This window comes from Peribacillus sp. N1 (assembly GCF_054600815.1).
The window spans coordinates 1142210-1166431 of the sequence record NZ_BAAHZO010000001.1 but is presented as its reverse complement, the minus strand read 5'-3'; the positions used below and the strand labels follow the sequence as shown (position 1 = coordinate 1166431).

The 24222-nt window shown below is 38.7% G+C and carries 18 protein-coding genes and 4 pseudogenes; 16 read left to right on the top strand and 6 right to left on the bottom strand.

What is annotated here, in order from left to right:
- The first annotated feature begins 34 nt into the window (after positions 1-34).
- The 6 genes and pseudogenes from ACYP5M_RS05505 to ACYP5M_RS05480 all read left to right on the top strand — a co-directional run.
- Positions 35-1837, top strand: coding sequence for a cache domain-containing sensor histidine kinase (locus tag ACYP5M_RS05505; RefSeq protein ID WP_459734762.1), 1803 nt, complete (start codon positions 35-37; stop codon positions 1835-1837).
- 5 nt (positions 1838-1842) lie between these two features.
- The gene (locus ACYP5M_RS05500; protein WP_452445161.1) at positions 1843-3009 is read left to right on the top strand and encodes a response regulator transcription factor; all 1167 of its coding nucleotides are present in this window, start codon (positions 1843-1845) and stop codon (positions 3007-3009) included.
- Positions 3009-4283, top strand: coding sequence for an ABC transporter substrate-binding protein (locus ACYP5M_RS05495; protein WP_459734761.1), 1275 nt, complete (start codon positions 3009-3011; stop codon positions 4281-4283). Before ACYP5M_RS05500 ends, ACYP5M_RS05495 begins: the two co-directional genes overlap by 1 nt.
- A 145-nt stretch (positions 4284-4428) precedes the next feature.
- Complete coding sequence (locus ACYP5M_RS05490) at positions 4429-5892, top strand: glycoside hydrolase family 68 protein (RefSeq protein WP_434167115.1); 1464 nt, start codon at positions 4429-4431, stop codon at positions 5890-5892.
- Between the two features lie 105 nt (positions 5893-5997).
- On the top strand, positions 5998-7536 hold the full coding sequence (locus ACYP5M_RS05485; protein ID WP_434169681.1) for a glycoside hydrolase family 32 protein: 1539 nt from the start codon (positions 5998-6000) through the stop codon (positions 7534-7536).
- A 338-nt stretch (positions 7537-7874) separates the two neighbouring features.
- Positions 7875-8143 (top strand): annotated as a pseudogene (locus tag ACYP5M_RS05480) (flotillin family protein); the annotation flags it as partial.
- A 237-nt stretch (positions 8144-8380) separates the two neighbouring features.
- Here the strand turns inward: ACYP5M_RS05480 and ACYP5M_RS05475 are convergent.
- Positions 8381-8932 (bottom strand): cysteine hydrolase family protein, encoded by a 552-nt coding sequence (locus ACYP5M_RS05475; RefSeq protein WP_459734760.1) that lies wholly within the window; start codon positions 8930-8932, stop codon positions 8381-8383.
- A gap of 119 nt (positions 8933-9051) precedes the next feature.
- On the opposite strand from ACYP5M_RS05475, the gene ACYP5M_RS05470 reads away from it, so the two are divergent.
- Positions 9052-9495, top strand: coding sequence for an Lrp/AsnC family transcriptional regulator (locus ACYP5M_RS05470; protein WP_101225146.1), 444 nt, complete (start codon positions 9052-9054; stop codon positions 9493-9495).
- Between the two features lie 388 nt (positions 9496-9883).
- On the opposite strand, the pseudogene ACYP5M_RS05465 reads toward ACYP5M_RS05470, so the two are convergent.
- A pseudogene (locus ACYP5M_RS05465) lies at positions 9884-10022 on the bottom strand (H-type small acid-soluble spore protein).
- A 327-nt stretch (positions 10023-10349) separates the two neighbouring features.
- Between ACYP5M_RS05465 and ACYP5M_RS05460 the strand changes: the two are divergent.
- Positions 10350-10547, top strand: a pseudogene (locus ACYP5M_RS05460) (IS110 family transposase); the annotation flags it as partial.
- A gap of 14 nt (positions 10548-10561) precedes the next feature.
- Here the strand turns inward: ACYP5M_RS05460 and ACYP5M_RS05455 are convergent.
- Complete coding sequence (locus tag ACYP5M_RS05455; protein ID WP_434167112.1) at positions 10562-11650, bottom strand: GntR family transcriptional regulator; 1089 nt, start codon at positions 11648-11650, stop codon at positions 10562-10564.
- Positions 11651-11989: 339 nt separating this feature from the next.
- Here ACYP5M_RS05455 and ACYP5M_RS05450 point away from each other — a divergent pair, with 339 nt between their 5' ends.
- From ACYP5M_RS05450 to ACYP5M_RS05425, 6 genes and pseudogenes are all read left to right on the top strand, one after another.
- Complete coding sequence (locus tag ACYP5M_RS05450) at positions 11990-13600, top strand: xylulokinase (RefSeq protein WP_459734759.1); 1611 nt, start codon at positions 11990-11992, stop codon at positions 13598-13600.
- A 22-nt stretch (positions 13601-13622) separates the two neighbouring features.
- The gene (locus ACYP5M_RS05445; protein ID WP_101225142.1) at positions 13623-14318 is read left to right on the top strand and encodes an L-ribulose-5-phosphate 4-epimerase; all 696 of its coding nucleotides are present in this window, start codon (positions 13623-13625) and stop codon (positions 14316-14318) included.
- Positions 14319-14370: 52 nt separating this feature from the next.
- Positions 14371-15795, top strand: coding sequence for an L-arabinose isomerase (gene araA / locus ACYP5M_RS05440; protein WP_434167109.1), 1425 nt, complete (start codon positions 14371-14373; stop codon positions 15793-15795).
- Positions 15796-16111: 316 nt separating this feature from the next.
- On the top strand, positions 16112-17506 hold the full coding sequence (locus tag ACYP5M_RS05435; protein ID WP_459734758.1) for a sugar porter family MFS transporter: 1395 nt from the start codon (positions 16112-16114) through the stop codon (positions 17504-17506).
- A gap of 285 nt (positions 17507-17791) precedes the next feature.
- A complete protein-coding gene (locus ACYP5M_RS05430; RefSeq protein ID WP_427574434.1) occupies positions 17792-18835 on the top strand; it encodes an aldose epimerase family protein in 1044 nt (347 codons plus the stop codon).
- Between the two features lie 531 nt (positions 18836-19366).
- Positions 19367-19774: pseudogene (locus ACYP5M_RS05425) on the top strand (FMN-binding negative transcriptional regulator); the annotation flags it as partial.
- A gap of 193 nt (positions 19775-19967) precedes the next feature.
- On the opposite strand, the gene ACYP5M_RS05420 reads toward ACYP5M_RS05425, so the two are convergent.
- Positions 19968-20138 (bottom strand): SMR family transporter, encoded by a 171-nt coding sequence (locus ACYP5M_RS05420; protein WP_452445157.1) that lies wholly within the window; start codon positions 20136-20138, stop codon positions 19968-19970.
- A gap of 44 nt (positions 20139-20182) precedes the next feature.
- Complete coding sequence (gene pdxR, locus ACYP5M_RS05415) at positions 20183-21568, bottom strand: MocR-like pyridoxine biosynthesis transcription factor PdxR (protein WP_459734757.1); 1386 nt, start codon at positions 21566-21568, stop codon at positions 20183-20185.
- A gap of 118 nt (positions 21569-21686) precedes the next feature.
- On the opposite strand from pdxR, the gene ACYP5M_RS05410 reads away from it, so the two are divergent.
- A complete protein-coding gene (locus tag ACYP5M_RS05410) occupies positions 21687-22319 on the top strand; it encodes an FMN-binding negative transcriptional regulator (RefSeq protein WP_459734756.1) in 633 nt (210 codons plus the stop codon).
- Between the two features lie 266 nt (positions 22320-22585).
- Positions 22586-23224, top strand: coding sequence for a LysE family translocator (locus ACYP5M_RS05405; protein WP_434167106.1), 639 nt, complete (start codon positions 22586-22588; stop codon positions 23222-23224).
- A 587-nt stretch (positions 23225-23811) separates the two neighbouring features.
- On the opposite strand, the gene ACYP5M_RS05400 is transcribed toward ACYP5M_RS05405, so the two are convergent.
- A complete protein-coding gene (locus ACYP5M_RS05400) occupies positions 23812-24084 on the bottom strand; it encodes a hypothetical protein (protein WP_034307327.1) in 273 nt (90 codons plus the stop codon).
- Positions 24085-24222 lie beyond the last annotated feature (138 nt).

The window sequence follows — 24222 nt, the reverse complement described above, 5'->3', positions numbered from 1 at the left end:
AAAAAAGAGCCTTCTGCGAAAGGGGGTGCCTCCTGTGAAAAGCATACAAAGCCGTTTATTGATCATGCTGCTGATTTTCATCGTTCTGCCCTATTTCCTGTCCGTTTTTTTCATCTACACTTATACAAAAAACAGTGTGGAGCAGTATGAACTTGAAAACAGTCGGGAGCAGCTTCAGAAGAATGCGGATGAACTGGAGCAGTATTTTGACGACATGATTGATTTTCCATATATTCTGTACCGCAACCCTGATCTGTTTCGGATTTTTAATAACGGCTTCGAAGACTCCATTTATTTCAGCCCCATGACCTTGGAAAAGAGTATCGAAACCTTTTATCTAATGAGAAACGAATTCCGGCAAATCCGTTTCTATATTGCTAAAAACAATGAGTCATTTACTGTCTATAATGCAATGATCAGCACACACAGGTATCAGCCGAATTTTCTGAACCAGGACCCGATCAAACAGCTGTATACATCTGACTCACAATATTTGATTGAGCCGCCCCACCCTCTTGAGAATTACAATAATGCAGCCATTGTTCCAAAATCGGACAAAACGATGGTGATGACTTTTCACCACAAAATTATAGACGTTCTTTCTAAAAAGTTTCTTGGGATGATTACAATCGACATTGATTTGGGCGAGTATGCCCGCATTTGCAATAACCTTGTCCAGGGAGACGCATCTTCTGTTTTGCTTATTGATTCAAAAGATCGCGTCATGTATGCAAATGATCATGCCCTGATTGGAAAACCTCTTCCTACCGATCAAAAGCAACTTCTTGACGGGAATAGGAGCCGGCATGATGACGATATTCTCTTATCAAAGGAGTTATCAGGGTCACTGAACGGCTGGAAATTGATTAAGATCATGTCGAGTCAGGCTTTATATGAAGATGTCAGGAAAACCGCCTATACCAATATCCTTGTCGGCATCGGCGTAGGAATACTGGGTTTGCTGATGATAGGCATTATCTCAAATAGGATTACGCGTCCCATTACGAGGCTGAGCAGCAAAGTCCGCTCCATTGAAGGCGGAAATATGAATGTCCCTTTTGATGATACCAAAAGCGATGAAATTGGCCATTTGGAGTCACACATGAAGGACATGATGAACCGGATCAATTCCCACATTGACCGTGAATATAAGCTTGAAATTGAAAACAGGAAGAACCAGTTCAGGGCGTTAAAATCACAGGTCAATCCTCATTTTCTGTTTAACGCTTTACAATCCATTGGCGCTGTTGCCCTCAGGTCGAATGCACCAAAGGTCTATCAATTGCTGACTTCGCTGTCCAAAATGATGCGCTACTCAATGCAGGCAGATCAATGGGTACGGGTTCGGGATGAAGCTGAGTATACAAAAGCGTACCTCTCCCTTCAAACAGAGCGTTTTGGTGAAAATGTAAGTTACTCGATCAATATCGATGAGTCCATTTTGGACATGACTATTCCTAGTATGATTCTGCAGCCCCTAGCAGAGAATTTCTTTAAACACACGTATGAGGAAGGTTACAGCAACGCTCATTTGTCCATTGACGGGGAAAAACAAGGAAACGATCTGTGCTTTACTGTAGAGAATGATGGTCCGGGTCTGACGGAAGAAGAGCTTCAGACTCTGCGGGAACATATCTATACACCCCCTTATGAAGGGACTTATTCGCATGAACATATAGGCCTGAAGAATATTCGTGACAGGCTGCTTCTAGGGTATGGACCAAGTGCAGAAATGAAAGTAGATTCGAATGACGGACAGGGTTTTTCCGTCAGCATGAGGATCCCGATAAAGACCGTCCTAGGGAATGATAAAGACTTACTTCAGGAAAGGAGATGAACACGGTGAAAGCACTGATTGTCGATGATGAATTCAATGTGCGGGACGTCATACGCCATTTAGGCCAGTGGGAAACATACGGCATCACCAAGCTATTGGAAGCCAAAAATGGCCATGAGGCAAAATCACTGATTGAGAAAGAACGCCCGGAGATTATCTTTACAGACGTGAAAATGCCCGGTATGGGCGGAATCGAACTGATTGAGTGGCTGGATTCCATTTCCTATCCGGGGAAAGTTATTTTCATTACTGGATATAACGATTATTCCTATATGCGCAAAGCCATTCAGCACAGCAGCTTTGATTACCTGCTGAAGCCGATTGAGTATGAGGCGTTCAATCATACACTGGAAAAATCGGTACAGGCCTGGAAGGATGACTTTGAACATGCTGAAGTGCTGGAAGATGTGAAAAAACTGCGGAGAAACCAGTTAGCCACTGCGATATGTCTGGGGCACCGTTCAGATTCAATCAGCCTTGCCGAGTTTCTTCCTGAATCGGAGGGCTATAAGCTGACCCTGCTCTCCTTTTACCAGATGCACAATCCGGATCACTATATCCAAAAGCTTTCAGATGAGCTTACGGACCGCAAATTAGGAAATGCGTTTTCCCTGCAGACGGACCTTAACCTCTGCCTTGTTATCACCATTAGCGATCAATGGCTCTACGTTGAGGAATGGATCAGCCAGGAGTTCGATATCCCTGTAAGGCTTGTAACTGAAGAGCAGGTCAAAACTTTATCGGATATCAGGACCTCGTTTCAGGCTCTGCAGAAAAAGCTCGAGGAACAAAACTTCCGATCCATCCACCGTCTGGATGAAATAGATGCCGCCCGCCGCATGGAAGACATGGTTTCCTATGTTGACATGTATTATATGGAGGATTTGAGTCTGGAAAAGCTGTCGAATGTCTTCTTTTTAAGTCGCGAGCATATCTCAAGAAAGTATAAGCAAGAAACCGGAATGACCCTGTCCAAATACATCACGGAGCTTAGAATCAGCCAGGCAAAATTGTGGCTGAAAGAAAAAGACAAAAGCATTTACTCCATCTCGACCATGCTTGGCTATCAAGATGAAATCTACTTTTCAAAGCTATTTAAAAAGGTCGTCGGCATGACGCCTTTTGAGTTCAGGAACAAGAACGATCAACATGAATCTAAAGGGGTGACATGATGAAAAACAGGTTTTTATCCCTTTTGTTAATCGGAGCCGTCAGCCTGCCTCTTTCTGCATGTCAGGACGAAGCCCCACCAGAAAAAACGGAAAAGACAGAGCGGAAAATCACGCTGGATTTAAGGAATCCGAAAGTGGAAATCTCCACTCAATTTGAAGAAATGACGCGTGTTTATGAACGGGAAAATCCCCACGTCAATATCAGGGTGCATACAGTTGGAGGCGCAATGGATGACCTCGCCGACCTAAAAGCCGAAATGGCGACCGGCACTGGTCCAGATATCTTTACCAACAGCGGCTATGAAAATGCCAAGCTGTGGCGGAACTATCTGGAGGACCTCTCAGGGGAGCCCTGGATTAATCAAGCATACAAAGAAGCCCTGACGCCGGTCACATTGGACGGGAAAATTTACGGAATGCCGGTTAACCTTGAAGGGTATGGCTTTATCTATAATAAGGATCTATTTAAACAAGCAGGCATTACTGAACAGCCCGCCACTCTTTCTGAACTGACAGCAGCTACCGAAAAGCTGCAGAATGCAGGCATTACTCCCTTTGCAACAGGCTACTATGAAGACTGGAAATTGGGCGACCATCTGATGAATGTTGCTTTTGCCCAGCAAAAGGATACTGATGCTTTTATAAGAAATTTAAATAACGGAACGGAAAAAATCAGTACCAATCAAGCATTTAAGGATCTCCTTGCCCTGCTGGATCTCACCATAAAGTACGGAAACGATAATCCACTGTCAACGGACTATACAATGGAAGTGAATCTGTTTACCTCCGAAAAAGCAGCCATCATTCAGCAAGGCAACTGGATTCAGCCGATGATCGATCAAGCTTCGCCTGACATGAACATCGGTTTTATGCCGATTCCGATTAATGACCGACCTTTAAAGGAAGCCCTTGTCGTCAGCGTTCCAAATTATTGGGCCGTAAATAAACAGTCCATTCCTGAAAAGAAAAAAGAAGCCAAGAAGTTTTTAAATTGGATGGTGTTGTCAGAACAAGGAAAACGCTTCATGACGGAAGAATTCAAATTCATTCCTGCGTTTAAGAACATTAAAACTGATGATATAGGGCCGCTCGCAGAAGAAACTCTTCGAAATTACAAAGATGGGAACACCGTCCCATCTAACTGGTTTCACTTCCCTGTTGGAATTAGAGAAGAATTCGGAGCCGCGACTCAGCTCTATGTCGGGAAACAGCTGAACCGCAATCAGCTGCTCAATGAATATCAGAAGTCCTGGGAGAGGTTTTCGAAGGAATAGCCTCTTGCCGGGGCTTTTTTTGCCTTCCACAATTGCGATATCAATATACGACTAAATTCCAATCAATATGTGGCATACCTCTCTTTTCAGGAATCGCCTATAATTCTACTGTACTAGCAAACACATAAAACGAGGAGGAAGACTTATGAACTTTAGCAGGCTTGCCAAACAGGCAACAGCAGGAATACTCAGTACTGGCATTCTATTAGGCGGTACTGTTACCCAATCATTTGCAGCTTCAAAGGATCCGGCAGATTACAAAGAAACGTACGATACTTCACAAATCACTCGATCAGCTATGAAAGAGATGATTAATCAGCACGGTGATACTAGATATGCCGTTCCTAAGTTTGACGAATCCACAATTAAAAACATCCCTTCTGCCAAAAAAGTAACGGAATCAGGCGAAACCATTGATTTAGATGTGTGGGATACATGGCCATTGCAAAACGCTGATGGAACTGTTGCAGAGTACAAAGGATATCATATCGTTTTTGGATTAGCAGGCGATCCTAAAAACGCGAGTGATACGTTCATCTACATATTCTATAAAAAAGTGGGCGACGACTCCCTTGATGCTTGGAAGAATGCTGGAAGAGTATTTGATGACAATGATAAAAACGTTCCAAATGATCCTTACCTAAAAGAGCAAGCCGAAGAGTGGTCAGGTTCTGCAACTTTCACTGAGGACGGGGAAGTTCGCTTATTCTATACAAACCGTGAACCGTATATACCTGAATCAGGAAATTATGGGAAACAAACCTTAACAACCGCTCAAGTAAATCTTTCAGAGCCAGATTCTGAAACATTAAACGTGGATGGTGTTGAGGATTACAAATCCATCTATGAAGGCAAAGACAGCAAGTACTATCAAACTGTAGATAAATTTGTAGAGGACGGAAATTCCGCTGATAATCATACCTTCAGAGACCCTCACTATGTAGAAGACAACGGCCGCAAATACCTTGTATTTGAAGCAAATACCGGTACAGAATATGGCTACCAAGGCGAAGAATCGCTATTCAATAGAGCTTATTATGGCAACAGCAATAAATTCTTCCAGGGTGAAAAAAACAAACTTATGCAAAGCCCTAAAAAAGAGTTAGCTGAACTTGCAAACGGTGCAATTGGAATTATTGAAGTAAACGACGATTATACATTGAAAAAAGAAATGAAGCCATTGATTGTTTCAAATACGGTCACAGATGAAATCGAACGTCCAAACATCTTTAAAAAGGACGGCAAGTGGTATTTATTCACAAGTTCAAGAGGGTCAAAAATGACCATTGATGGAATCGATAATCAAGATATTTACATGTTAGGCTACACGTCAAATTCCTTAACTGGCCCATATAAACCATTAAATAAAACGGGCATCGTCCTGCATCAGGATCTAAATCCATATGACATCACTTGGAACTATGCACACTATGCAATCCCGCAGGCAGGCAGTGATAATGCCGTAGTGACTAGCTACATGACAAACAGAGGTTATTTTGAAGACAATAAATCTACCTTTGCCCCAAGCTTCCAGCTTAACATTAAAGGGAATAAAACATCGGTAGTAAAAGACAGTATTCTTGAACAAGGCCAGATTACGGTTAAGTAGTTACCAGTGAAAAGAAAAAGAAAATGTTAGGAAAACTTGGCATTTTCTTTTTTCTATTTTAAAAGAGAAAAGTGGTGAGTTTAAGTGAACAAAAAGAAATATAAGATGGTTGGATTATTCGTTCTTGGATTATGGATGGTTATTAGCACAGGAATTTTGATTCATTCATTTTATAAAACAAAAGAAGCTAATCCGCCAAATAAGGCAGAAAAGCACTCATATCGGGCTGCCTATCATTTTACTTCTCCTGATCATTGGAAAAACGATCCACAGAAGCCCGTTTACTATGAAGGAAATTATCATTATTTTTACCTCTATAATGGAGATTACCCGGATGGCAATGGTACAGAATGGCGACATGCCACCTCTAAAGATTTGATTCACTGGAAGGATGAAGGAATTGCCATTCCCAAATATACGAATCAAAATGGGGATCCATGGACAGGGTCAGTCGTTGTAGACAAGGAAAATACAGCTGGGTTCGGGAAAGACGCTTTTGTGGCGATCGCAACACAACCCTCTAAGGATGGCCAGAAACAAGAGCAATTTCTGTGGTACAGTACGGACAAAGGAAAGACGTTTACCTCTTACAGTGACGAGCCTATTATGAAAAATCCAGGAACGAAGGATTTTAGAGATCCAAAAATCATATGGGATAACACGAATCAAAAATGGGTCATGACCATGGCCGAAGGATCGAAAATAGGTTTTTATGAGTCTGATAACCTGAAAGATTGGCGCTATACGAGCAGTTTTTCCACTAAGAACATTGGAGTTTTAGAGTGCCCTGACCTTTACCAGATCCGCGCTGATGACGGGACAGTAAAGTGGGTGCTGGGCGTCAGTGCAAACGGAAAAGCAGCAGGGAAACCCAACACCTATGCATACTGGACAGGAACGTTTAATGGAACAGAATTTCTTTCAGATAACAATGAACCGCAATGGCTAGACTACGGTTTCGATTGGTATGGCGGAGTAACGTTTGAAGATGGCAAGGCAAGTGACAAATTAGACAAACGCTATGCCCTCGCTTGGATGAATAACTGGGCCTACGCCGACAATACGCCGACATTAAAAGAAGGGTTTAACGGAATGGATTCGATTGTCCGTCAAATTGAACTAAAGCGTGAAGGCGAGAACAAGTATTATCTTTCTTCACAGCCTTCAGAAGCATTAAAAGAATTGACAAGCTCAACGAATTCTTTTGATAAAATCGAAGTGGATGGCTCGGAAGCACTTGATGTTAAAGGAGATGCCTATCAAATAGAGGCAGATCTCTCATGGTCGGATATTAAGAATGCAGGATTTAGGCTCAGGGAGTCAGATGATCAAAAACGCCACGTTGACGTAGGCATTTCTGCAGAAGGAAATTACTCTTATGTCAATCGATTATTCACAGATCAACCTGACGAAACGAATCAGTTCGTTGAAAGTACTGCACCATTTGATGTCAGTAAGAAGAAGGTTCATTTAAAGATTCTCGTCGATAAAACGAGTATTGAAGTTTTTGTGGATGATGGAAAGGCTGCTTATTCAAACTTAATATTCCCTCATGCTGAAGATAAAGGAATTACTCTCTTCTCCGAGGGCGGCAAAGCGATCTTTAAGAATGTGAAGGTTACACATTTTGATTCGATTAATTGAACCTCATCTTGGCAGATACCTTTCATATGATTACACATACATTCTTTTATAAGAAATGACTCCTTTATTCAGAATCTACATTTTCCGAATAGGTAAAGTACCTACCATTAGTTTACATGATACTGATTATTGATCCACAAAAAAGCTCTTTATTTGTTTTTCGAATAAAATTCTAGTGTTTTTATGAGTCCAGTTCATCTTGAATCATCCTATAAACCTGGTGCCTCACATGCTGGTATTAATATAGGTGTAATCAATTCATACACAGCTATTCATCAAATGGTGTAAGCATTTCCTCTGTGGATAGTTATTGGAAGTAAGATATTTAGGAACAAAAAGCAAAACAAGTGGGAAGCCCGCTTAGTAATATCGACAAGATCACTGTAGTGGATACAGGTGGACGCGGTAAGAATGGCGGGGCTAATAAAGTGACTGGGTATGCTACGATTTAATGGCATCATTGCAGGAGTCATTAAAGGCATCCTCGGGAATTGATGTCAAAGACCTGCTTGAGAATTTCTCAGGAAAGCGAAATTTACCGTTTACCACAATCAACCAGGAGAATGTCGAAGCGAATATGAATATGGCAGCAGGCAAGGAAGAATAACAGTGAATAATAAAGTGAAGAAAGGTAAGAGCACATATTTGCTCTTACCTTTTTTTGAATAGTTTGGCTTATAAAAGGCATGATCAGTTTATCTAACAAATATGTACGTAATACTCGGTTTTCATGTAATTCATCATGATATAGCTTGGATAACAAGTACAACATCAGTAAAAAAAGGGAGCTTGTTTTTAAAACAAACTCCCACTTAAAAAAGATTATTGGTTCTTCAAGGTTGTGTTAGTTTTTTTGCAGGAAATCCTCGGTCGAAATTACATTGGCATACATACCGTTAAGTGCACTGACAAACGAATAATGAACCTGTTCAGCTGGAACGACCTTATCTTGATAAGATAAGTCTCTTGTCGCACATGCATCTTCAATAAGTGTAGTTTCAAAGCCTAGTTCCACTGCAGCTCTGACTGTGGCATCAATACACATATGCGTCATCATACCTACAATCACTAGCTTTGTTACTCCTTTTTCTTTTAATTTGCTTTCTAATTCAGTCTGTAAAAAACTGTTAGGGAAATGTTTTATGATAATGCTTTCGTGTTCTAATGGTAGAACAGCTTCATTTAGTTTAACTCCCTCCGTATTCTGAAGAAAGAAGCCTAACCCTGGATCACTTGCGAGATGCTGGACATGAACAATATTATCTTTGTTATTCTGTCTAAACCATTCAAGAACTTTAGCAGCATTAGCCGCTGCTTTTTCTGGATTGCTTAATTCCATCTTTCCATTTGGGAAATAGTCATTTTGAATATCGACAATGATTAAAGCTGTGTTCATTTTTTCCACCTCTTTAAAAAATTTTAGTACAATATAATGATAAATGATATATTGATATCTATCGATACTTTGATGAAACACTTTTATATCAATGCATTTCATGGTGAAAGGAGTTTATTATGGAACTTGATAACATTGATTTTCAGATCCTTCGGTTATTATCCGAAAATTCACGTATTCAATGGAAAGACTTAGGTGAACAAATTCATATGACGGGACAAGCAGTAGGAAATCGTATTAAAAAACTTGAGGAAAATGGTGTAATTAAAGCCTACTCTCTAATAGTCGATGAAATGAAATTAGGACTTTCTTATACAGCATTTGTCATTATTTATATGAAAACAGCAAACCATGATTCATTTATACGTTTTATTAATGATAGAAATGAGATAGTTGAAGCTCACCGAGTATCGGGAGAAGGCTGTTACCATTTAAAAATAAAAGTTAACTCTCAAGAACTATTGAATCTTTTTCTTAATAAAATTCTCGATTATGGGAACTATTCTATATATCTATCAATACAAGAGATTAAGCAACATAATCCGTTGACTGCCACAATATAATATATTTTTTTATTCTTAGGAGGATAATGTATCCCAATCGTCTTGAATCGTTCCAAGTAGGGCGCTGGAACAGTAGCTATGGGAATTGTCTTTTTACGTATCGTAGATCCAGAAGGGAAAAGTAAAACGCTAGTTGATTATGCGCTTGCTTATGTTGGTGTTGGAATGGTTGCGTAGTAGCAGGATCTGATATCATATTATTCACAAAATGTCGAGGAATGCGGGTAAAACCAGAAATCCGCCAGCAAAGAGGTGGCAAAGAGATCTAGTTTAGACTTAAACAAGGGGATAGATTGTTAAAGAAGATGGTCAATGAACTTAATCTAACAACATGAAACCACCAAACCAAGGTGGAAGTTTATTAATGTATTGAGGAAATATTGACAAATTACTGTTCTTTTAAGCTGGTTACTGAAACACTCTGTTTTTTATTTGGATTAATCAACGGAATGGATTGTAGCTGTTCCATTTTGTTCATCTACGTGCTCAATGTAGATACTTTTCTCATTGTAGGTTACATTAGCCATAATTGGCGAAGAAGCAATTTCTTCTGTTCGTTTAGCCACCTCATTTGGTTTGGAACAGTTATAATATTTGTTCCAATTTCCTTAGATGATACTTGTTTTATTAAAATACTTCCAAGAACCCATACATTCTTACTGAACTAATAGGGGTGCATACTTCAAAAAGGGAGGTTGCTGAGGCAGCCTTTTTCTTATGGAACAGGTTAGCATTCCTGAAGTTCGTCATTTTTCAGCTTTGAAAAAAATAGGGCTCCTCAGTAAGATATGAGTAAGACATCACTCTAACCCAAAACCTTAGGAGGAACCCTAATATAAAGTTTAAAATGCAAGATAAACAAACTAATCGAGAGAATTTCCGATAAACACCATATTGTTAGAGTGGATATTCCCCAACAATTACATGTGGCTAGGGCAGTGAATTCCCGTGGAATTGTAATCGTAGACCCTTTAGCATTTGAAAATAATGAAGATGGATTTGGTTTAATAAAATGGATGGAGGCAGCCAGTGTGGGAGTGGAGCCTATAGGCATCACACACTAAGGTTATTGTATTTCTAACTCTTTGACAGTTTCGCCTTCAATTAACACTGGTTGATAATAGGTTTCGTTTGGTAAATCCTTCTTTCCTTGTAATTTCTTAATGACCCAATCAGCTGCATCATGTCCCATTTGTTCTTGTGGGTGTGTCAATGTCGTTAGTTTGATATTAGCATTTTTCGCAATATAAGAATTGTCCTGGCCAATAATTGATAATTCTTCGGGAATAGAAATATCAAGTTGTCTGGATACATTTGCTACTTCCAACCCTACCTCGTCGTTATAGCAAACAATGCCAGTCAACACGTCTCTATTTTCATTTAGGAACCCTTTCAAGTTCGTGTATAGGTCTAGTTTCGTTTCTGTAGTATACGAAAGCAATTGCTCTGGTTGAAAGCGTAATTTGGCTTCTCCAAGTGCTTTTAAATATCCCTTCATTCGATACTTTCCTTGTAAATCATCCATTTTTGAAATGATTCCAATTTGGGTGTGTCCTTTCGAAATCAATTCTTTTGTTGCGAGATAGCTTGACTGCACATCATCTAGGCAAAAGAAAGGAACCTCTAATTCTTCATAATAAGCGTTGATCATGATGAATGGAACCTCTTGTTCCTTAAACAATAGGTAGTAAGCGATGTTGGGATTGTATAAATTGCTTTTTGTAGGTTCAATAATCAAACCATCCACGCCAAATGACAACATCATTTCCAAGGCTTTTTTTTCTTGTTCGACATCATTATTTGTACTGGCTAATAGTAACGAATAATTATCTTCATTCAATCTTCTTTCAATTCCGCGGATAATAGAAGGGAAAATGTAATCAGAAATGTAGGTCGTGATAACACCGATCGTTTTATTTTTGGAATTGCCACCAGATGATTGATATTGGTTACTAACATATGTGCCAGATCCTTTTTCACTTCTCAAGAATCCCTCGTTTGATAATTCTAAGATGGACTTTCGTACTGTGTGTCGGCTAACGTTGTACATTTCTTGCATGACGGATTCAGTAGGAATTTGTTCGCCTACACTATATTCACCTGTAAGGATTTTATTTTTTAAATCATCAATGATTACCTGATACTTTGGTTTCATTAAACCTCACTTCTTTCATAGTTGTTTGCATTCTAATTTATGCGCTTAAAATATTTGTGCGGACATATTTTAACATAATTTTGAATGAATTAAAACAACTCATCTTATTTTTTGTATAAAGTTATAAATTCCCCCTATTTACCTTTAGATTTCATGTCCGTATAACTTCCTTTAATACAAATTTATGACTTTAAGGTGAGGGTGGAGGATTCCTTTCGGAAGTTGTCAGTATAAATAATATTTACCATTGACAAATGTACGTACAAATAAATATAATATGGTTGTTAATAAATTTAAGCGCCTCCTTTTATTGAAAGCGCTGACAGAAGGGGGATTAACGTGCAAACGAATATATTAAAAATTAAACAAGCGATTACCGGGGGAGAAACTTCACTTGGAATCGAATTTGGATCCACTCGTATTAAAGCGGTGTTGATTGATAATCATCATGAAACTATCGCATCTGGAAGTTATGAGTGGGAAAATTTCTTGGAAGATGGAATTTGGACGTACAACTTAGTGGATATTATCACTGGTCTGCAAACAGCTTATAGTGAAATGAAGCAAGAAGTTGAACGGAATTATGGAATTACCATTCGGAAAATAGGTTCTATTGGATTTTCTGCAATGATGCACGGGTATATGGCTTTTGACAGTACAGGGGAGCTACTGGTTCCGTTTCGAACTTGGCGTAACTCAACAACTGGTGTTGCAGCAAAAGAACTAACTGATCAATTTCAATTTAATATTCCTGAACGATGGAGTATTGCTCACCTTTATCAAGCGATATTAAATGAAGAGAAACATTTGCCTCGCATTGATTGTATTACGACTTTGGCTGGATACATTCACTGGTTATTGACTGGAAATAAAGCAATTGGCATTGGAGATGCTTCAGGCATGTTCCCAATTGATGAATCAACGCAAGATTACAATGAATCAATGGTCAAGCAGTTTGACGATTTAATTGCGACGAAAGGTTATCCTTGGAAGCTAAAAGAGATTCTTCCTAAAGTCTACATTTCGGGCGAGCAGGCGGGTGAATTAACCGAAATTGGAGCGAAAATCCTGGATAGATCAAGAAATTTACAACCAGGCACTCCAATTTGTCCACCGGAAGGCGATGCGGGGACTGGAATGGTTGCTACGAATAGTGTGAGGAAACGTACCGGAAACATCTCAGTAGGAACTTCCGTTTTTGCGATGATTGTACTAGAGAAAGAACTTTCAAAAGTTTATCCAGAAATTGATCTGGTAACTACACCAAACGGAAGTCTCGTTGGAATGGTTCACGCGAATAACTGTTCAAGTGATCTGAATGCTTGGCTGGGATTGTTCAGTGAATTTTCTGAGGCAATGGGACAAAAGGTTGATAAAAATAAATTATTTGAAGTAATGTTGAATAAGGCTTTGGAAGCGGATCCAGATGGTGGCGGTTTGCTTAGCTACGGTTATTTCTCTGGTGAAAATATCACAGGATTAGAAAAAGGGCGACCATTATTTGTCCGCTCACCTGAGAGTCAATTCAATTTAGCAAACTTTATGCGGACTCACCTTTTTACTGCTTTCGGTGCTTTGAAAATCGGAATGGGTATTTTGAAAAAAGAAGAAAATGTTGCAATTGATCGTATTTTGGCTCACGGTGGTTTATTTAAAACCCCTCTTGTTGGACAAAAAATTGTTGCGGCTGCAATGAATACTCCAGTATCAGTTATGTCAACGGCAGGAGAAGGCGGCGCGTGGGGAATGGCGATTCTTGCATCTTACATGATGAATAAAGATCAAAAAGAAAGTTTAGAAGACTTCCTCGACAAAAAAGTATTCGAAGAGGTTGATGGACAAGAAATTTATCCTGATCAAGTAGATGTTAAAGGATTTGAAGCATTTATTGAAAGATACAGGAAGGGTTTAGTGATTGAGCAGGCCGCTGTAGACAATTTGATGTTATGAGTGGAAAACTGGAGGGATTGACGTGTTAGAACAACTGAAAGAAGAGGTATTTCAAGCAAATTTGGACTTGCCTAAATATGGACTCGTGAAATATACATGGGGAAATGCAAGTGCAATTGATCGTGAAAGCGGTTTATTTGTTATCAAACCTAGTGGTGTTGATTACGAAACGATGAAAGCCAGTGATATGGTCGTTGTTGATTTAGATGGCGATGTTGTTGAAGGAGAGTTGAGGCCTTCATCAGATACAGCTACTCACGCAGTACTTTATAAGTATTACCAAGAAATCGGGGGCATTGTACACACTCATTCAACTTGGGCGACAATCTGGGCTCAAGCAGGCCTTGATGTTCCAGCGATGGGGACCACTCATGCAGACACATTTTACGGATCCGTCCCATGTGCCCGCTACCTAACACAAGAGGAGATTGATCGTGGGTACGAAGTGGAGACTGGGAAGTTAATCATCGAAACATTTGAAGAGCGTGGGTTAGACATTTTAGCCGTTCCTGGTGTCTTACTTCATGGTCATGGTCCGTTTACTTGGGGCAAAGATGCAAAATCCGCCGTAATGAATAGTGTGGTGTTGGATGAAGTTTCGAAAATGAATTTATTTACACGGGATTTAAATCATTTTGCAAAAGAATTACCACAAAATATTTTGGATAAACACTATTTACGAAAACATGGAAAATATGCTTATTACGGTCAAAAGTAAGATCAACTCTATTAAATTATCAAACCATTAGAATTAAGAAAAGAGGATTATTATGTTAACAACAGAAAAAAAGGAATTTTGGTTCGTCGTAGGATCACAACATCTATATGGGGAAGAAGCGTTAGCAAAGGTCAAGGCGCATGCACAAACGATAACCGATGCATTAAATGAAAGCGGTATTTTACCTTATCCACTTGTATTGCAAGATTTAGCTGTTAGTGCAGATAGAATCACAAGCATCATGAAAGAAGTCAACTATCGTGACGAAGTTGCCGGTGTCATCACTTGGATGCATACTTTCTCACCTGCAAAAATGTGGATTCGTGGAACGAAACTATTACAAAAACCATTGCTTCATTTAGCTACACAATTCAATGAAAGCATTCCTTGGGCAACGATTGATATGGACTTTATGAACCTGAACCAATCCGCTCATGGTGACCGTGAATATGGTTTTATCAATGCCCGTTTGAAAAAACAAAATAAAGTTGTTGTAGGTTATTGGGAGCGCCCTGAAGTGCAAAAGCAAATTGCACAATGGATGGACGTAGCGGTTGCTTATAACGAAAGCTTCAACATTAAGGTCGCTCGCTTTGGAGACAACATGCGTAACGTTGGAGTAACCGAAGGGGATAAGGTTGAAGCGCAAATCCAATTTGGGTGGACAGTTGACTATTTTGGAATCGGAGACCTTGTTCAATATGTAAATGCGGTTACTGATGAAGAAATTGATGCTTTATTTTCAGAATACGAAGGCCTTTATGAATTTGATTATGGTACAAACAGTAGGGAAGATTGGGAGAAAAGCGTAAAGGTACAGGTAAGCTATGAAATTGCGATTAAACGTTTCCTTGATGATGGTGGTTACACGGCCTTCACAACGAACTTCGAAGATTTATATGGGATGAAACAACTTCCTGGTCTTGCCGTCCAACGTTTGATGGCACAAGGATATGGCTTTGCGGGTGAAGGAGATTGGAAGACGGCAGCACTCGATCGCTTACTGAAAGTGATGAGCCATAACCAATCAACTGGCTTTATGGAAGATTACACATATGAATTAGCTGCTGGACAAGAATCAATCCTTCAATCACATATGCTTGAAGTCGACCCATCTTTAGCAAGTAACAAACCAAAAATTGTCGTATCTCCATTAGGTATAGGTGATCGTGAAGATCCAGCACGTTTAGTATTCGACGGCAAAGCAGGAGACGGTGTCGTTGTTTCCATGGCTGACTTTGGTACAAACTATAAACTTTTGATTAATGAAGTTTCTGCATTTGAGCCAACTGTTCCAGCACCAAACCTTCCAGTGGCCCGTGTACTTTGGGAAGTGAAGCCAAACTTCCAAGATGGAGTGAAAGCTTGGCTTGAGAATGGTGGCGGTCACCATACAGTTGTTTCATTGAACTTAACAACAGACCAAATCATAACCTATGCAAAACTTGTTGGCTTGGAATACGTAGTTATTAAGTAATGTTTCTTCCCTCCAAGGAGGCTCTGCTTCCTTGGAGGGAAGAAATAGGTACTCCAGAGGTTGTAGTCTGGAAATAGTAACCATTAGTATGATCACTTTTTTTGTAAGCGTGTTCGTGGTTTTCCGGAAAAAGATGAAAGCGTTTTAATAGCATAATAACGACACAGAATTCATCCTAATCAATAATTTTCAAGATGATTCTACTAGCATATATTTGTAGCTTGAAAACACTATTATTATTTTCTTTAAAGCAATCAATATTTTTAGTAGTGGGATTTTAAAAATATAATCTTAAAACCTTGAGGAGGGAATTTTAATGGTTAATGAAAAGAAAATCTCAAGTGGATTCATTTATTTTTTTGGGGCTTTTGGAGGCATTCTCTTCGGTTATGATATCGGCGTTATGACGGGTGCATTACCTTTTCTGCAACATGATTGGAACCTTCAAAACAACCCTGGTGCCATTGGCTGGATTACCTCTTCGCTGATGTTTGGAGCTATTTTTGGAGGTGCCCTGGCCGGACAACTTTCCGATCGTTTAGGACGGCGCAAAATGATTTTAATATCTTCTATCATTTTTGCTGTTGGCTCCATTTTGGCAGGATTATCCCCTCATAAAGGGCTCATTTTTATGATTGTTGCCCGGATTTTATTAGGGTTGGCTGTAGGTGCTGCTTCTGCGTTGGTCCCAGCCTATATGTCGGAAATGGCGCCGGCACGTTTACGTGGACGTCTGTCAGGAATTAATCAAACAATGATTGTCTCTGGTATGTTGCTTTCGTACATTGTCGCTTATTTATTGAAAGACTTACCAGGAACTATGGCATGGCGGTTGATGCTTAGTTTGGCTGCCGTACCTGCTTTGATCTTATTTATTGGAGTGTCAAGGTTACCCGAATCACCACGTTTTTTAATTAAGAACAATAAAATTGATGAAGCTCGTAAGGTGTTGGGCTTTATTCGCTCTAACAAAGAACAAATTGACTCTGAAATAATACAAATTCAAGAAACTGTTAAAGAGGAAGCAAAGGTAAATCAAAAAGCATCTTGGGGTACACTTTTAAGTAATAAATACCGTTATTTAGTAATTGCTGGTGTGGGTGTTGCTGCGTTTCAACAATTCCAGGGCGCAAACGCAATTTTTTATTATATACCTATGATTGTGGAAAAAGCAACAGGGCATGAAGCCAGCTCAGTATTGATGTGGCCAATTATTCAAGGGGTTATTCTCGTACTAGGTTCATTAATATTCCTTATGATTGCTGATAAATTTAATCGCCGTACTTTATTAACAATAGGCGGAACTATTATGGGACTATCCTTTATTTTGCCGGCAATATTGAATATATTAATTCCTAATGCAAATCCGATGATGATGGTTGTTTTTTTAAGTATCTATGTAGCACTTTATTCATTCACGTGGGCTCCTTTAACCTGGGTCATAGTTGGAGAAATTTTCCCGCTGGTAATTCGCGGGCGTGCATCAGGAATAGCTTCATCATTTAACTGGATTGGTTCTTTCTTGGTTGGATTGCTATTTCCAATCATGACCGCTTCGATGTCTCAAGAAGCTGTTTTTGCAATCTTTGGTGCTATTTGTTTACTCGGTGTTTTATTTATCCGGACATGCGTTCCTGAAACTCGAGGTCATACTTTGGAGGAAATTGAAAAAATTGGAGAAAGCAAACAAGCTAAGGGAAAAAGTGCTTAAATTAGACCTATGAGATTTGGAGCAGAATTCAAAGAAGCTATACGCAAATAGAAGAGTTAAGCATGCATTTTAAATCAGGGGGTCATAAGGGAAAATACTTCTGTAATTATGATCTACACACACATCATGAACATGTTGATTTACTCATATGATTCCCTTATCTTAAGGCCGAAGTTGCTACTTCGGCTTTTCACCATTAAAATGTTTGCTGAACTTTTTGTGCAATTCATGGTGTTTTAGCTTTTATTTAAATGAAGGAATTTAATAGGGAAGGAGCCGAAAAAAATGAAAACATCACAAAGCTCGTTTGGAAATGAAGTCTTGCTGTTTACAATAGAAAATGAACATGGAGTAAGAATGGAAGTTACAAACTTTGGTGCAAGAATCGTCAATCTGTTCGTCCTAACGGAAACGGGACGTAATAATATCGTATTGGGATTTGACTCGATTGAGGATTACAAAAAAGAAACATATTATGGAGCAACAATAGGAAGAGTCGCTGGAAGAATAAAAAATGGTCAATTTTCGATTGGTGAATCACGTTACCAAACATCTGTAAATCAATTAGGGAATACATTACACGGTGGCAGCCCTGGATTCGATGAAAAAATCTGGGATTATGAAGTGAAGGAGACGGATGAAAGTGCATCAATCATCTTTTCAACCCACTCACCTGATGGCGAGAATGGTTTTCCGGGGAATTTGAAAGTAAGTGTGACTTACACATTAGACAACTTAAATATTTGGTCAGTCAGCTATCAAGCAACTAGTGATAAAGACACAATTTTTAACCCGACCAATCACGTCTATTTTAACTTAACAGGGCATCCCAGCAATCCAATCGATGATCATTTCTTACAAATCTTTTCTGAAGAATTTGCACCAGTAAATGACGATACCACGGTAACTGGGGAAAAGCGAAGCACAATTGGCACGCCTTATGATTTTCGAACCCCAAAGAAATTAAAATCAACCTTTGAAGCAATTGACGCAGAAGTTAAAAAGGTTCAAGGAATCGATCATCCATTCTTCCTAACGTGCTCAGGACTTCATCAAACTGCAGCAAAATTAATTAGTCCTGACCAGAAAATATCAGTCGAGGTATACACAGAAGAGCCTGCGGTTGTCATTTACACTGCAAACTTTGTGGAAGGTGTGCCACTCATGCACGGAGAAAAATTAATTCAACACGGCGGTATAACGTTTGAAACCCAAGCTGCACCAGGAGCAATTGAATTTGAGGATTTTGGAGATATTCTTCTTTTAGCAGGCGAAAATTATACTTCCCAAACAAAATACAAAATTGAGGTCAGGACCCGACTCAGCTGAAGTTTCCAGTTAGTGTGTTAAAGTGTCGGATAGGTGGATTTGGTTTCGGTATTTTCTCATCGATTCGGCTGCTAGTTTGGGTAGGCATTCGGTGCCTGTCAGAGCGTTCGAGCATAGGTCGTTACATATATCGGGTGGGATTCCCGCCGAATAAGAGTTAACCACTCACTGGAACTGAGTTTTGGAGGAGAGAGGATAACTTATATCTAAGCGTAAACACTTGGATAGTGGGTTGCAAACTATGGTTAAAGGAAAGCCACCATTTAAACAGCGCATATTAAATACGTAGCACCTCCTGGTACGATACTTGTATCAATAAAAGGAGGTGCTTATCCTATGCCGCAACAAAAATTAACGATTGTCCCCGTTACATTATATGAAGGAATTTAATAACCGTTGAATCTCCTGTTGCTATTAACTTCCTACCACGATTCGCTGTTACGTTGTGCATTTTTGTACCCTATTCTTTCCATGGTGAATGCAAAATACAATCACAGAAATTTTTATTTTTATATTCAGGTCTAAAATATTCAATATCTTGCGGTTTTCCAAGGTCCTCACTGTTATATTTCTCCGTCTTGGTATGAAACAACGATGGCAGTTCCTACTTGGAATTATGTGTCTATAAATTTATATGGAAATATGGAGATTGTCGAAGATCAAAAAGTCATATTCGATTCTCTAAATGATATGGTAAACAAATATGAAAGTCCAGATAGCCCATACAATTTAAACGATGTAGATTCCAGATTTATCGAAGGAATGAGTAAAGGGATTGTAGCATTTAAAATAAAAATCACAAAAATTGAAGCGAAAGCTAAATTAAGTCAAAATCACCCTTTGGAGCGTCAAGAATTAATTATTAAGCATCTAGAAAACACTTCTCAACAAGATAATATACAAGTAGCATCTCTTATGAAGAAAAATCTACAAAATTAAAAGATATCCGACTTTGTCTTATTAAATTACTGTGGTAGATTTGTTAAAAAATTAAGCCTAATTTCAGATGGAAATTAGGCTTAAAATTATCCTTCAATTTATCTATTAAGAAACAAGTTTTAGACCTAAAGTAGCACTTAATTTCTTCCTAATAAAAACTAACTATTCCAATATTCGGATTATCCGTATAAAATCATTCCAAATGATGCTCTACCTGACGCACCAATTCTCGTCCATATTCATAAGCTGTCCCCATAGGAAGTGTGTCCATTGCATATGATAAAAATGTGAAGCTGGCTTCAAATCCAATAACTAATAATGCTAGAAAGGTTCCTATGAAGATTATTTTTGCAACACCAAACATTCAAATAGAATTGCTACATTTCGTTTATTCAAAGAATTATCGAGTTATTCTTTTATCCATGCCTTCTTTAAGAGTTTCACACCCACATCAATTTCATCGTCAGAAAGATTACTGAAACCTAGTTTAACCATTGGTCCGTCGGTGTTATTTTTAATGAAGTAGAGGGACGTAGGATACACCGTAACGCCATGAAAGGAAGCTTGTTGAATTAACCAATCTTCTGAATGCTTCAGATGTACCTTGACTAATACATACAAACCGGATTGTTCACCAATAATTGATATATTTTGAGCGAATTGCTCTTTTAATGCGGATACTAAGTGCTGCATTTTTCTTTTATAAACAAGGCGCATTCGTTTAATATGTCGACTCCATTCTCCCTCTTCCATAAGTTTAGCCATTGTAAGCTGGCTAAGCAGGGAGGTGGTAGCTTCAAAATGAAGAAACTGATTTTTAAAACGATTTAATAATGGCTGTGGCAAGACCATATAACTTAAACGAATTCCTGGAAGAAAGGACTTCGAGAAATTCCCTAAATAAATGACTCTTGCTGAATCAATGGAGGCAAGAGCAGGAAATGGTTTTTGTGTATAGCGAAATTCACTATCATAATCGTCTTCGATAATATATCCACGAACCTTGTTAACCCAATGAATAAGCATTTGCCGTTGTTGAATAGACATGCTTACTCCAATTGGACTTTGATGGGAAGGGGTTACATAGATTAATCGTGATTTCATTTGTTCTAATTGGGAAAGTTCAGCACCTGTTTCATAAACCGGCAAAGTTTCAAGCATAAATCGATGGAATTGAAAAGCTTCCCTAGCACCGTCGTAACCAGGGTCTTCAACTATAATACTCTGGAATTCATCCTTCAGTATATGCCCAAGGTATACAAGCATTTGTTGGGTACTGCTTCCGATAATAATTGCATTTGCATTTGTTTTCACTCCGCGTGATTGGAATAAATATGTGGAGATTTGTTCGCGTAGGCATTCTTCCCCAAATGGTTCCCCGTATCGAAAGCTATCCTGTAATGTTAATACTTGGTTAGCAATTCTCCTCCAAATTTTCAGTGGGAAATGTGTTTGATCAACGGCATCTGCCCTGAAATTAACTACCGGAGGTTTCTTGGACTCAGCCTGCTTTTTATTATAAGAGATTAATGGCTGCTGAAATATTAGGGGTTCTAACTCATTTGCAAAGTAACCTTTTCTGCCCTCTCCACGAATATACCCTTCAGCAACAAGTTGTTCATATGCCAGTAAAGTTGTATTACGGCTTACATGTAAGGAATCTGCAAGTTGACGAATGGAGGGTAATTGCTCATTCGCCAAAATGTCTCCTTGTTCAATATATGATTTAAATTTTTCGTAGATTTGTTTGTATTTTGGGGAGTTATCATTAAAAGTAAAAATGGTATTATTCATTTGCATTCCCTCTGACATGTATATTTGTTTATTATTGTACCTTTTTTCATGTCAATGTGTATAATACTATTTTTTTATCGGATATTCATTTTTAAAAACTCTAATGCAAGTTGAAAGGATGATTAATGTGTACATTCCTAAGCAATATCGTATGAAAAATGAAGAGGCTGTTCAAATTATGAAGTCTAACCCGTTTGCCTTATTGATTACTGTTGATAAACATCGTCCCATGGCTACGCATATTCCTTTGGAAATTCGGGAAGATGGAGGGAAAATCTATGCGACTGGCCACATTGCATACGGAAACATGCAGAAAAAAACTTTAGACAATAATAGTGATGTGTTACTGATTTTTCAAGGGCAGCACGCTTACATTTCATCAAGTTGGTATAAGTGCGAAGAGGTTCCTACATGGGACTATCTAGCTGTACATGCGTATGGATCAGCTCGTGTAATCACTGAGGACGAGCTGATTTCCTCCTTGGATACTATGCTTAATCACTATGAGTCGCATCGAGAAAATGGTCGGACCTGGGAAACGTTTGATCCAGAGTTGCTTAAGAGTGAAATGAAAGGAATAGTTGGCTTTGAAATTGAAATCACATCTATTCAAGCTGCAGCCAAAATGAGTCAAAATCGTAATGACACTGATTACAAAGCGATTATTACAGAGCTTGAAAAATCAAATGAACAAGGGGAAATTCAGGTTGCGCAATGGATGCGTGAGCAACGGAAAGGGTTAATTGAATGATTGGCATATTACTAGGGTTTGCTGGTGGCACCCCTAAAAGCAAAAATGGTGTTTATCACTTTTTAAGGGAAAGCAAAGGTAAGTCAAAGCCATTCCTTACAGACAAGAGCTCATTTTAAAACAGTTTGAACAGATTCCTTTTCTAAATGAGCAACAAATTGCCTCCTTGATGAAAGCGAACCTTAAAAAAAGTGTAAACTAGCTTTCACCAATCAAGGAGGAGCCCAATAAAGCGTGTGCAAAAATACAACAAGGAGTTGCTTTTTATGGAGTTTTCAAATATTTGGCTATTTGTAATTACTGCTGCTACATTGTTAATAATACCTGGACCGGCTGTGTTGTATATTATGGCAAGAAGCATTGATCAAGGGAAGAAAGCGGGCATAGTATCAGTTCTGGGTGTATCTCTTGGTGGTTCTGTTCACGTTTTAGCTGGAGCAATAGGAGTTTCGGCAATCCTTATGACATCAGCAACAGCCTTTAATATCGTTAAATACTTAGGTGCTGCATATCTTATCTATCTGGGGTGTAAGACTTTACTTTCTACATCCGATCGAACGACATCAGAAATTCTAAAAGCCCCTCGCAAAAGGTTATTAAAGATATTTTACGAATCAGCGCTCGTAGAAGTAATGAATCCTAAGACAGCACTCTTTTTTTTAGCCTTCTTTCCGCAATTCATATCACCTTCTGCTGGATCAGTCACAATTCAATTTTTGCTTTTAGGAATTATATTTATTATCCTAGCTTTTATTAGTGATGGTCTGTATGCAGTTCTTGCAGCAAGTATTAGAAAGCGGATTCTGGGTAGTGAAGTGAATTCTAAGTTGCAGAATCGGATAACTGGTTATTTATATATAGTTCTAGGGGTATTCTCCGCCTTTGCGAGCCCCTCCAAATCATAAGAGTATAGATAACGGTAAATGATATGACTATGAACTCCTATGACTTCTAGAGCATTCGTGAGATAGTTTTTAGTTTATTTAGGGAGTTTATTTGCATAAGGAACCAGATAGCTATAAAAAAGCAAACTCACCAAAACTGAGCGAGTTTGCTTTTTTATTTGAAAACGAAGTCAAAAAACATCTTTCATATGGGTTCGTAATTTCAAAAAAACACATCAAAAATACACCCTTTATAAGCTGAATAGAATCATGTTTAGAAAGCATCCTCATTACACAAGTATTAATAATTCTATTTTAAAACAATAAAGACATTAGGCAAAAGGTTCTATCTAATAGTTAAACCAATTGATTGGAGCGGGTGTGTGAGACCCCGCAGGCGTAAAGGCGACGAGGGCGGGCCGCCCGTGTAAAGCGAGTTTCTGGAGCGGAAATCAACGTCTAAATTATAACTCATAAAAAACTGTAGGCAAACTCGATTTTCATCGAGTTTGCCTACAGTCCGAGGTAAGAGCTACTTGTATGCTCTTACCTTTTTTGAATGGTTTTCGCTAATAAGAGGCAGGATCAGTTTATCTGGACTTTTATACTTAACAAATATGTTCGTCATACTCGGTTTTCAAGTAATTCATCATCCTTTGTTTTTGGTGGGAATAATGAAAGCAATTAAAGTAATAGGAAAAGTCGTCAAAAAAGAGAGGGTTTTTATCATCAAAGCCATAAGAATTTAAAAAATCCGAGATTACTTTTTCTTGTTCCACTACATCGAACAATCCGGATATATAAAAATGATAACTGAATTTATCATATAAAAAAAGGTATCCTGTATCATCAAAAATATTTTTCACAGTATGACCATCCAATTCTAACTCACTCCTTCCTTACCAATATACCTTTTTATCGATGAATTTATTCAGTGCTCATCTTTCAGGGAATATTATTATATTTATTGCAGCGTGTTTTTTATACCTTCAATACATTAAAGGTATGAAATAAATGCA